Origin of the sequence: Aeromicrobium sp. (assembly GCF_036676885.1) — a bacterium.
Lineage (GTDB): Bacteria > Actinomycetota > Actinomycetes > Propionibacteriales > Nocardioidaceae > Aeromicrobium.
Window position 1 is genome coordinate 1 of the sequence record NZ_JAKFCB010000341.1, and the last position, 10,684, is coordinate 10,684.

Genomic DNA, 10,684 nt, shown 5'->3' on the forward strand with positions numbered 1-10,684 from the left:
CCTTCATCTGCGGGCGACCAGCGCCGTTGGCGTACCGGATGTGCAGCTCGGTGCCGATGACCTGCCACCGGTCGTCGCCGGTCTCGTACGTCTCGGCCTTCGCGATCGCGTCGGCGGTCGGCCTGCCGGCGAGGAAGGAGACGTATGAGTACTTCGGCTCGACGACCTCGAACGGGTGGGCATCGAGGGCCTTGCCGACCTGCGCCGGCGTGCGGGAGATGACATCACGGAACCAGCCGTAGCGCTGCTCGATCGCCTTCTCGAGGGCACGGTCGAAGTCGGCGCCCTTGCCGGGGACGTCGGCGATGAGATTGCCGGAGGCGATGTACGTCGACACGTCTGTCGCTCCGAGGTCGGTGGCGATCTCGCGCAGCTCGGCCATGGGCAGCTGCGTCCCGCCCACGTTGACGGCGCGCAGGAGGACGATCCGGGTGCTCACCGGATCAGTATGCCGCTCGGCCGGAGCGCGGTCACAACCTCGCGGCGAGCTCCGTGGCCTGCTTGATGGCGCGCTTGGCGTCGAGCTCGGCGGCGACATCAGCGCCGCCGATGACGTGCACCGGCTTGCCGAGCGCCTCGAGCGGCTCGATGAGATCGCGTACGGACTCCTGCCCCGTGCACAGCACGACCGTGTCGACGTCGAGGACCCGTGACTCGCTGGTGTCCCCGACAGCGACGGTGATGTGCAGGCCCTCGTCGTCGATCCGGTCGTACGTGACGCCCTTGACCATCTCGACGCCGGAGTCCTTGAGGGTCTGCCGGTGCACCCAGCCCGTCGTCTTGCCGAGGCCCTTGCCGAGCTCGGTGGTCTTGCGCTGGAGCAGGACGACCTCGCGCTTCGGCGGAGCCTTGAGCTTGGTCGCGAGCCCGCCGCGCTCGAGCTCGGGATCGGTCACGCCCCATCGCTGCATCCAGTGCTCGACGGACTCGTCGGGCTCGTGCAGCAGGAACTCCGACACGTCGAACCCGATGCCGCCGGCCCCCATCACCGCGACGCGGCGGCCGACGGGAGCGCGGTGCCGGATGACGTCCTGGTAGTTGACGACCTTGGGGTGATCGACGCCGGGGACGGACGGGATGCGTGGCTCGACACCCGTCGCGATGACGACCTCGTCGAAGCTCGCGAGCTCGTCGACGGTGGCCGTGGTGTCGAGGTGGACCTTGACTCCGCCGAGCTCCAGGCGCCGGGAGTAGTAGCGGATGGTCTCCTTGAACTCCTCCTTGCCGGGGATCTGCATCGCCAGCCGGAACTGGCCGCCGACCTCCGGCAACGCCTCGAACAGCTCGACCGTGTGCCCGCGCCCCGACAGCTCGGTCGCCGCGGCGAGCCCCGCAGGCCCGGCGCCCACCACGGCGATTCGCTTGGACGTACGGGTGGGGGACAGCACGAGCGACGTCTCGTGACCCGCACGAGGATTGATCATGCAGCTCGCGCGCTGGTTCTTGAACGTGTGATCGAGGCATGCCTGGTTGCAGGCTATGCACGTGTTGATCTCGTCGGCGCGGTTCTCCGCAGCCTTGGCGACGAAGTACGGGTCGGACAGCAGCGGTCGCGCCATCGACACGAGGTCGGCCTGGCCCGACGCGATGATCTCCTCGGCGATCTCGGGCGTGTTGATGCGGTTGGACGCGACGACCGGCACCGACACCTCCGGCCGCAGCTTGCCGGTGACCCACGAGAACGCGCCGCGGGGCACCGACGTCACGATCGTCGGGATGCGGGCCTCGTGCCAGCCGATGCCGGTGTTGATGATCGAGACGCCGGCCGCCTCGACCTTCTTGGCGAGAGTGACGGTCTCGTCCCAGCTCTGGGCGTCGTCGACGAGGTCGAGCAGCGACATCCGGTACATCACGATGAAGTCGTCGCCGACGGCCTCGCGCACCCGCTCGACGATCTCCACCGGGAAGCGCATGCGGTTCTCGGCGCTGCCGCCCCACCGGTCCGTACGGTCGTTGGTCCGCGCCGTGAGCATCTGGTTGATCAGGTATCCCTCGGACCCCATGATCTCGACGCCGTCATAGCCGGCCCGTTGTGCGAGCTTGGCGGACCTGGCGAAGTCGGTGATGGTCTGGTCGACCTCCCTGGTCGACATCGCCTTGGGCTTGCCGAGTGGGGTGATCGGTGACGGCTTGCTGGACGCGGCGCGCTTGAACGGGTGATAGCCATAGCGTCCGGCGTGCAGCAGCTGCATCGCGATCTTGCCGTCGTGCTCGTGCACCGCGTCGGTGACGATCCGGTGCTTGTCGGCGAGGCGCTTCGACGTCATGAGCGAGCCGAACGGCAGTAGCCAGCCGTGCCAGTTGGGCGCGTAGCCGCCGGTCACCGACAGCGCCACGCCACCCTTGGCCCGCTCGGCGAAGTACGCCGCGAGCTCCGGCAGGTGCTTGGCGCGGTCTTCCATGCCGGTGTGCATCGAGCCCATGATGACCCGGTTGCGCAGGGTCGTGTGGCCGAGGTCGAGCGGCTCGAGCAGATGCGGATAAGGGCTGGTCATCGAGTTCACTCTCCGGCCATCGCAGCGATGGCCTCTTCCTGGATCTGGGGGAACTGCTTGCCCATCGCCTCGGCGAGGGCATTCGCGCCGGACAGCGGGCGCACCATCACGGTGAGCTCGCTGATCAGGCCGGCTTCGTTGACACGGATCAGATCGATCCCGTTGACGCTGACCCCGTCGACGACGGTCTCGAACACCAGCGCTGAGCCGCCCTGGTCGTCGTCGGTGAGCTCCCGGACGTACCGGAAGTCGCTGAAGACCCGACCGACGCCGCGCAGGATCGCCGAGACGATGGCGCGCCCTTCGTACGGCTTGAAGGCGACGGGGCTGCGGAACACGACGTCCTCGGCGAGCAGGTCGCCGAGCGCGGCGAAGTCACCCGCCTCGACGGCAGCGCGGAAGGCTTTCATGCGGACTCCTGTGATGGGATGGTCACGTGATCTCGAAGCTGGCTGCCCGGTTCCTCATCGTCGCGGGCGTGTTCAACGTCGTGATCTGGCCACGGTTCGCCAAGGCGGTCGTCGACGACGACCGGGCGTGGGACGGCGCGCACTGGGACAGCGCGCCGACGGCGTTCTTCTGGGTGCATGCGGTGCTCATCACGACGGCGGTCGTGATCGGCCTCGGCGTGCTGCTGGTGGGCATACGCGCTCATCGCTCGGCCACCCCGAAGGCCTGAAGGATCTCGTCGCACCACGCGATGCCGGTCTGCTCCTGCATGAAGCCGGCGCGCAGCACGAGATAGGCGCCGAGCTCGTCATCACCGACGGCAGAGGGGTCGGGATAGTGCTTCGCGGCGCTGGCTTCGTAGTACGCGAGCTGCGCGACGTGGGCCTCGCGGCGAGCGCGTACGTCTGACAGCACGGCGTCGCGATCGCCGAACCGCAGCCCGCGGAGCTTGACCGCGAACTCGCTGCGGTACGTCTCGATCGGCGTGGGCGTCGACGACCAGCGCATCAGCTCCGCGCGCCCCTCGCCGGTGATGGCGTAGACCTTCTTGTCCGGTCGGCCGGACTGCTCGACCAGGTGCGCCTCGACCCACTTGTCGGACTCCATGCGGCCCAGCACCTTGTAGATCTGCTGGTGGCTGGCCTTCCAGAAGTGCCCGATCGACGCGTCGAACCGGCGCGCGAGGTCATAGCCCGACGCGGACTTCTCCGCGAGGGACACCAGGATCGCGTGCTCGAGCGCCATGCCCGCGACCGTACTATGCAACGAGTTGCTATGCAACGGGTTGCAACCCAGATCACGCCGAGGCGGCAGCCTCGGCCTGGCGCTGGTCGAAGGCGATCCGGGCACGGATGATCGCCTCCTGGTTGCTCTCGGTCCACCGGACGAGCGACTGGATCGTCTCGATCAGGCCGCAGCCCAGGTCCGTGAGCTCGTAGTCGACACGCGGCGGCACGACCGGGTGCACCGTGCGCTGGATCAGGCCGTCGCGCTCGAGGTGGCGCAGCGTCACGGTCAGCATGCGCTGGCTGACGCCGTCGATCTCGCGCTTGAGCTCCGTGAAGCGCAACGTCCGGTGGCCGAGCAGCGAGATGACCATGAGCGACCACTTGTCGGCGACGCGGTCCAGGATCTGCCTGACCTCGCAGTCCTCGCGGGTGTCCCACTGGAACGCATCGGTCTCGCCGGTTACGTCGCAGGAACCGGGTGACGTTGAAGTGCCTTCTTCCATAGTTCCCCATAGTGACGCACGATGGGGTCAGTTACAAGAGGTAACCACGAAAGGACACCATGACGACGTCGACCCAGCCCTCCGAGCCGGAGATCAAGCGCCTCGATGCACGGGGCCTCGGGCTCCTGCTCGTGCTGAGCGGAGCGCTGTTCCTCGAAGGCGCGGACATCGCGATGCTCGCTGTCGCGCTCCCGTCGATCGGCGCCGAGTTCGACCTGAGCGCCGGCGGACTGCAGTGGGTCATGAGCGCGTACGTCCTGGGCTACGGCGGCTTCCTGCTCCTGGGAGGTCGCGCGGCGGACCTGCTCGGGCGCCGCCGGATGTTCCTGATCCCGCTGGCGGTGTTCGTCGTCTTCTCCGGCATCGGCGGCCTCGCCACCGAGTCGTGGATGCTCATCGTGGCGCGCTTCGTGACCGGGGTGGCCGCGGCGTTCATGACACCGGCCGGCCTGTCGATCATCACCACGGGGTACGCCGAGGGCGCCGCCCGCCAGAAGGCGCTGCTGATCTACGGCGCCGCGGGGGCCGCCGGCTACAGCCTGGGCCTCGTGCTGGGCGGCCTGCTCACCCTCGCGGACTGGCGTTGGGTGTTCTTCGCTCCGGTCATCATGTCGGCGGTGATCCTCGCGTTCGCGGTCCGGCTCGTCCCGGCGGACACCGTCCAGGCGCGACGTGTCCTCCGGCAGCTCGACCTCAAGGGCGCGGTCGCGCTCGCGACCGGACTACTGCTGCTCGTCAACACCCTCGAGCGGGCGTCCCACACCTCGCTGACCATGACCCTGGTCAACGGGGTCGCTGCGGCCGCGGCCCTCGCTGCCTTCGTCGGCATCGAGCGGCGGGCGAGTGAGCCCCTCGTGCGCCTCGGCATCTTCCGGGTCGGGACCGTGATCCGGGTCAACCTCGTCGCGCTGCTGTTCTCCGCGGCATTCTTCAGCTTCCAGTTCGTCATCGTCCTGTATCTCCAGGAGCTGCGCGGCTGGTCGACCCTCGAGACGAGCCTCGCGCTGCTCATCATGGCGATCGACGGCGTTCTGGCGCCCACGCTGACGCCCTGGCTCGTGACGCGGTTCGGGCACGCTCCGGTGCTGACCGCGGGAGTGCTGGCCCAGGCGGCGGCGTTCCTGCTGTTCCTGCCCATGACCGCGGACTGGTCCTACTTCGCGATGCTGCCCAGCCTGGTCGCGATGGGCCTGGCGTTCACCCTTGCGTACGGGACGCTGGCCATCGCGGCCACGGATGGCGTCGACGACTCCGAGCACGGTCTGGCCGGCGGCCTGCTCTACACCGCGTTCCAGGTGGGTGCCGCTCTCGGGCTGGCCGTGGTGTCCGCGCTGCTGGTGGCGGTGTCGGCCGGTGGGACGTACGCGCTCGAGGACTATCGGACCGCGCTCCTCGTCCCGTTGGTCGCCGCGCTGGTCGCCGTCGGGGTGAGCCTGGTCAACGCGCTCGTACGTCCGCAAAGTGGTGGCGAGAGCCGGTGATTCACGAGAGGCTGTGACCATTCCGTCTCGATGGCGCCAGCAGGGGCCGCCATCCCACAGGAGATCACGATGCGCATCCGTACTCGCCTTTCAGCCCTCGTCGTCGCCTCGACGTTCGCCCTCGTCGGATGCGGCTCCGACGGCGGGGGCTCGGACGACGGCATTGCCGACCTTTCCGCCGACAAGATCCTCGCCGCAGCCGAGAAGCAGCTGGCCAAGGAGGACTTCGTCACGATCGAGGGCAAGGGCACCGACGCGGAGTCCGACAGCGAGATCGAGGTCGACCTCGCCTTCGCCGGCGAGACCGCATCGGGCTCGGTCGGCGTCAGCGGTATGCAGCTGGAGCTGCTCAAGGCTGACGGCAAGTCGTACTTCAAGGCCGACAAGGCGTTCTTCGAGTCGACCGGGGCGCCGGCCGAGGCGATGAACCTCATCGGTGACAAGTGGGTGCTGATCGACCCCAACAACCAGAGCTTCGCCGCGCTAGGCAACTTCGTGTCCAAGGACAAGTTCGTCGAGGAGCTGCTCGACCCGGAAGGCAAGGTCACCAAGGGCAAGGAGAAGAAGGTCAACGGCGTCGACTGCGTCGCGCTCAACGACGGTGAGGGCACGCTCTACGTCGACAAGGAGGACGGCAAGCCGGTGAGCCTCGTGTCCGGGGATGCCGAGGGTGAAGGCACGCTGAACTTCTCGTACGACAAGGTCGACGAGGCAACGGCGCCCTCCTCCGACGAGGTCGTCGACCTCGCCAGCCTCGGGTCCTGAGAGTCCTGCAGCGCCCGGGCGCGGCCGCGTACGGTCAGGCGAGCTCGCCGACCACGTCTGATGCCAGCCAGCCGGCGACGCCGCGCGCCGCGGACCGGCCGGCCCGGTTGGCGCCGATCGTGCTCGCGGACGGCCCGTAGCCGACCAGCTGGATCCGTGGGTCGGCGACGGCCGTCGTCCCGTCGAGCTGGATCCCGCCACGCGGGCTGCGCAGCCGCAGCGGGCCGAGGTGCTCGATCGCCGGCCGGAAGCCGGTGGCCCAGAGAATCACGTCGACGGGCTCGAACGTGCCGTCGGCCCATCGCACGCCATCGGGCTCGATGCAGCGGAACATGGGTCGGCGCTCGTACGCGCCGAGGCGCTCGGCCTCACGCTCCTGCTCGCGGAGCATCAGTCCGGTCACGCTGACGACGCTGCGCGGCGGCAGCCCCTGGCGTACACGCTCCTCGACCCGGGCCACGACCTCGCGTCCGATCTCCGCCGTGAACTCGTCGGTCCGCCACACGGGCTCGCGCCGGGTGACCCAGATCGTGTCGGTCAGCGGCCGGAGAGCGCCGAGGAACTGCACCGCCGAGGCGCCGCCGCCCACGACGAGGACCCGCTTGCCACGGAAGTGCTCCGGTCCCGGGTAGTCGACGGTGTGCAGCTGCTCGCCGGCGAACGTCTCGGCGCCGGGGTAGTACGGGATGAACGGATGCGACCAGGTCCCCGTCGCGTTGACGAGCGTCCGGCTCAGCCAGGAGCCCTGCTCGGCGTCGATGCGCAGCAACCCGTCCTCGTCCCGCACGGATCGGACCTGGACCGGACGGATCACCGGCAGCTCGTGCGTACGTTCGTAGTCGGCGAAGTACGACGGCACGAAGGCGTTGGCCCGCTCGTTCTCGGCGGCGTCCGGAATCGGGTCGTCGGGCAGGTCGGAGACCCGGTGCACGTCGCGCATCGTGAGCGCGTCCCAGCGATGCTGCCACGCGCCGCCCGGGCGGGGGTTTGAGTCGAGGAGCACGTGCGGGATTCCGCGCTTCTTCAGGTGGTACGACGAGGACAGCCCGGCCTGCCCGCCGCCGATCACCACCGAGTCGAGGATCTCCACGGCAGGAAGAACGCCCGAAGGCCACAACATATGCCCAGCGGACGCTCAGGCGGCCTGTTCCGCCGACTCGGAGGCGTCGCTGACGGTGTTGTCGATGACCCGGACGATCAGGTCGGGGTCGTCGATCATCGGGACATGACCGCAGTGCGGCAGCGCGACGTGCTGCGCATTCGGGAGGCGCTCCTGCGCGAGGGCGGACTGGCCGAATCGCAGGATCCGGTCGCGGGTCGCCCAGGCGATGGTGACCGGCACGTCGACCGGGCTGGTGAACGCGTAGCGCAACCCGGCCTTCAGCGTCCCCTCGAACGCCGCGGCCTGCTTGAGTGCGATCGCATCGCCGAGCACCGCGGTGTTGTCGAAGCGCTCGGGGTGCGAGTAGAGGGAGAGGCCGCAGATCCGGCGGCCGAACGCACTTCGCGAGACCGCCTTCAGGACCGGCATCGGGGCCATCGCGGCGAACCGCAGCACCAGCAGCAGCACGAGGGCCTGCACGCGATCGCCGAGACTGCGGAAGAACCCCGCCGGGCTGAGCGCAGTGACCGACCGGGCCAGGCCGCGCGCGCCCATCTCGAGCGCGATCGCACCGCCGAGCGAGTTGCCGACGACATGCGGCTGGTCGACACCCCACTCCCGCAGGTTCTCGCCGATGATCCGGCAGGCGTTGTCCATCGTGTACGCCGTGCCGTTCGGATAGGGCTCGGACTCGCCGAACCCGGCGAGGTCGATCGCGATGACGTCGTACGACTCGGCCAGCCGGTCGAGCACCGGGTCCCATGCCTGTCGGCGGTGCCCGATGCCGTGGATCAGCAGGAGGGGCTCACCTGAGCCCTTGCGGGTGTACGCGAGTCGAGTCGTCATGTGGTTCCTTTCCGAACGTGACATTGATGATGACACATACCGTACCGAGGGTATGTAACCCGGGTCACTTGTGATTGTGACAGTGGCACTGTCACAATCAAGTCGTGACGAATCCCAGCTCCGGCCCACTGCAGGGCGTACGCGTCGTCGAGCTCGTCGGGATCGGCCCCGGGCCGTTCGCCGGCATGCTGCTCGCCGATCTCGGTGCCGACGTCATCCGCATCGACCGACCCGGTGGCGCGGGCCTGGTGGTGCCGACCGAGCAGGACATTCTCAGTCGCGGCCGTCCGTCCGCTGCGCTGAACCTCAAGGACCCGCGCGCGGTCGAGGTCGTGCTCGAGCTCGTCGAGAGTGCCGACATCCTGATCGAAGGCTTCCGACCCGGTGTCACCGAGCGGCTCGGGCTCGGACCGGAGGCGTGCCACGCCCGCAACCCCCGGCTCGTCTACGGACGTATCACCGGGTGGGGCCAGGACGGTCCGCTGTCGCAGTCCGCGGGCCACGACCTCAACTACATCTCCGTCGCCGGCGCACTCGACCCGATCGGCCGGGCCGGCGGACCGCCGCAGATCCCGCTCAACCTGCTCGGCGACTTCGCCGGCGGTTCGATGTATCTCGTCGCTGGTGTCCTCGCTGCCCTGACCCATGCCCGCGCGACCGGCGAGGGGCAGGTCGTCGATGCGGCGATCACCGATGGCGCGGCGCATCTGCTCGGCATGCAGCTGTCGATGCAGGCCGCGGGTCTGTGGAGCACCGAGCGCGGCACGAACCTGCTCGACTCGGGCGCGCCCTACTACGACGTCTACGAGACGTCCGACGGCCGATGGATGTCGGTGGGCGCCCTCGAGCCGAGGTTCTACGAGGTCCTCATCGCGGTGCTCGGCCTAGAGGACGTGCCGGACCGCAACGACATCGCGCAGTGGCCCGCGCTGCGCAAGGTCCTCGCCGACACCTTCGCCCAGAGGACCCAGGCCGAGTGGGCGACGACCTTCGAGGGCACCGATGCATGCGTCGCGCCGGTCGTACCCATGCACGAGGCGGCGCAGCACCCGCACAACGTCGCCCGCGGCACGTACGTCGAGCACGAGGGCCTGGTGCAGCCCGCGCCTGCACCGCGGTTCTCGCAGACCCCGACCACCCTGACGACCCGCCCGGCGCGGCCGGGTGCCGACACCGCCGAGGCGCTCGCCGCCTGGGGCATCACCGACGTCGACGAGCTCATCGCCGACGGCGTCGCCATCCAAGCGGACTGAAACAGAGGGAGCACCATGAAGCGAGACATATTCGAGGCGGACCACGACGCGTTCCGCGAGACGGTGCGAACGTTCTGCGAGAAGGAGATCGCCCCTCACCACGACCAGTGGGAGAAGGACGGCATCGTGCCGCGTGAGCTCTGGGAGAAGGCCGGAGAGCTCGGGCTGCTGGGGTTCATGATGCCCGAGGAGTACGGCGGCGGTGGCATGAACGACTTCCGCTTCAACGCCGTGCTCGACGAGGAGATCATCCGCATCGGCGCGAGCGGCGTCGGCTTCGTGCTGCACACCGACCTGGTGTCGGGCTACCTCCTGTCGTACGCCTCGGAGGAGCAGAAGCAGCGATGGCTGCCGAAGTTCTGCACCGGCGAGATGATCACCGCGATCGCGATGACCGAGCCCGGCACGGGATCGGACCTGCAGGCGATCCAGACCACGGCGGTGCGCGACGGCGACCACTACGTCGTCAACGGCGCCAAGACGTTCATCTCCAACGGGATCCTCGCCGACTTCGTGATCGTCGCGGCCAAGACCGATCCCGAGGCCGGCGCGATGGGCGTCTCGCTGATCGTGCTCGAGCGCGGCATGGAGGGGTTCGAGCGCGGGCGCAACCTCGACAAGATGGGCCTCAAGGCGCAGGACACCGCCGAGCTGTTCTTCGACAACGTACGAGTGCCGGTCGACAACCTGCTCGGCGAGGAGGGCAAGGGCTTCATCTACCTGATGGAGAAGCTGCCGCAGGAGCGCCTGGCGATCTCGGTCGGCGCCATGGCCGCGACCCGGGCGATCCTCGACATGACGCTCGACTACGTCAAGGAGCGCAAGGCGTTCGGCAAGCCCATCGGCTCGTTCCAGAACTCCCGTTTCGTCCTCGCCGAGCTCGAGACCGAGATGCAGATCGGCCAGGCATTCGTCGACAAGAGCATTGTCGCGCTCGGCAGGGGCGAGCTGACGATCGAGGAAGCCGCGATGGGCAAGTGGTGGACCACCGAGCTGCAGAACAAGGCGGCAGCCAAGTGTCTCCAGCTGCACGGCGGCTACGGCTACATGACGGAGTACCC

The 10,684-nt window shown here is 68.7% G+C and carries 12 protein-coding genes; 5 read left to right on the forward strand and 7 right to left on the reverse strand.

Annotated elements, in window-relative coordinates; translation table 11 throughout:
* From V6M46_RS15940 to V6M46_RS15950, 3 genes are all read right to left on the reverse strand, one after another.
* Positions 1–439 (reverse strand): DUF1697 domain-containing protein (locus V6M46_RS15940; protein ID WP_332666851.1); only part of this gene is annotated, 439 nt, incomplete at its 3' end.
* A gap of 31 nt (positions 440–470) precedes the next feature.
* Complete coding sequence (locus V6M46_RS15945) at positions 471–2,495, reverse strand: NADPH-dependent 2,4-dienoyl-CoA reductase (protein ID WP_332666853.1); 2,025 nt, start codon at positions 2,493–2,495, stop codon at positions 471–473.
* A gap of 5 nt (positions 2,496–2,500) precedes the next feature.
* Positions 2,501–2,905: a nuclear transport factor 2 family protein gene (locus tag V6M46_RS15950; RefSeq protein WP_332666855.1), complete on the reverse strand. Its 405-nt coding sequence runs from the start codon at positions 2,903–2,905 to the stop codon at positions 2,501–2,503.
* 26 nt (positions 2,906–2,931) lie between these two features.
* Here V6M46_RS15950 and V6M46_RS15955 point away from each other — a divergent pair, with 26 nt between their 5' ends.
* Positions 2,932–3,174 (forward strand): SCO4848 family membrane protein, encoded by a 243-nt coding sequence (locus V6M46_RS15955; protein WP_332666856.1) that lies wholly within the window; start codon positions 2,932–2,934, stop codon positions 3,172–3,174.
* Here V6M46_RS15955 and V6M46_RS15960 read toward each other — a convergent pair.
* Positions 3,147–3,689, reverse strand: coding sequence for a PadR family transcriptional regulator (locus V6M46_RS15960; RefSeq protein WP_332666858.1), 543 nt, complete (start codon positions 3,687–3,689; stop codon positions 3,147–3,149). The genes V6M46_RS15955 and V6M46_RS15960 overlap by 28 nt on opposite strands.
* Positions 3,690–3,741: 52 nt before the next feature.
* Positions 3,742–4,176: a winged helix-turn-helix transcriptional regulator gene (locus V6M46_RS15965; protein WP_332666859.1), complete on the reverse strand. Its 435-nt coding sequence runs from the start codon at positions 4,174–4,176 to the stop codon at positions 3,742–3,744.
* 59 nt (positions 4,177–4,235) lie between these two features.
* Here V6M46_RS15965 and V6M46_RS15970 point away from each other — a divergent pair, with 59 nt between their 5' ends.
* Together V6M46_RS15970 and V6M46_RS15975 are read left to right on the forward strand one after the other, a co-directional pair.
* A complete protein-coding gene (locus tag V6M46_RS15970) occupies positions 4,236–5,657 on the forward strand; it encodes an MFS transporter (protein WP_332666860.1) in 1,422 nt (473 codons plus the stop codon).
* 69 nt (positions 5,658–5,726) lie between these two features.
* Positions 5,727–6,422, forward strand: a complete 696-nt coding sequence (locus tag V6M46_RS15975; protein WP_332666861.1) for a hypothetical protein — start codon at positions 5,727–5,729, stop codon at positions 6,420–6,422.
* Between the two features lie 34 nt (positions 6,423–6,456).
* On the opposite strand, the gene V6M46_RS15980 is transcribed toward V6M46_RS15975, so the two are convergent.
* The gene (locus tag V6M46_RS15980; protein WP_332666862.1) at positions 6,457–7,542 is read right to left on the reverse strand and encodes an NAD(P)-binding domain-containing protein; all 1,086 of its coding nucleotides are present in this window, start codon (positions 7,540–7,542) and stop codon (positions 6,457–6,459) included.
* 15 nt (positions 7,543–7,557) lie between these two features.
* Complete coding sequence (locus tag V6M46_RS15985) at positions 7,558–8,370, reverse strand: alpha/beta fold hydrolase (protein WP_332666863.1); 813 nt, start codon at positions 8,368–8,370, stop codon at positions 7,558–7,560.
* Positions 8,371–8,474: 104 nt separating this feature from the next.
* Between V6M46_RS15985 and V6M46_RS15990 the strand changes: the two genes are divergently transcribed.
* Both V6M46_RS15990 and V6M46_RS15995 read left to right on the forward strand, forming a co-directional pair.
* Complete coding sequence (locus V6M46_RS15990) at positions 8,475–9,623, forward strand: CaiB/BaiF CoA transferase family protein (RefSeq protein WP_332666865.1); 1,149 nt, start codon at positions 8,475–8,477, stop codon at positions 9,621–9,623.
* 15 nt (positions 9,624–9,638) lie between these two features.
* Positions 9,639–10,684, forward strand: a 1,046-nt coding sequence (locus tag V6M46_RS15995; protein WP_332666867.1) for an acyl-CoA dehydrogenase family protein, incomplete at its 3' end; no start/stop codon positions are given.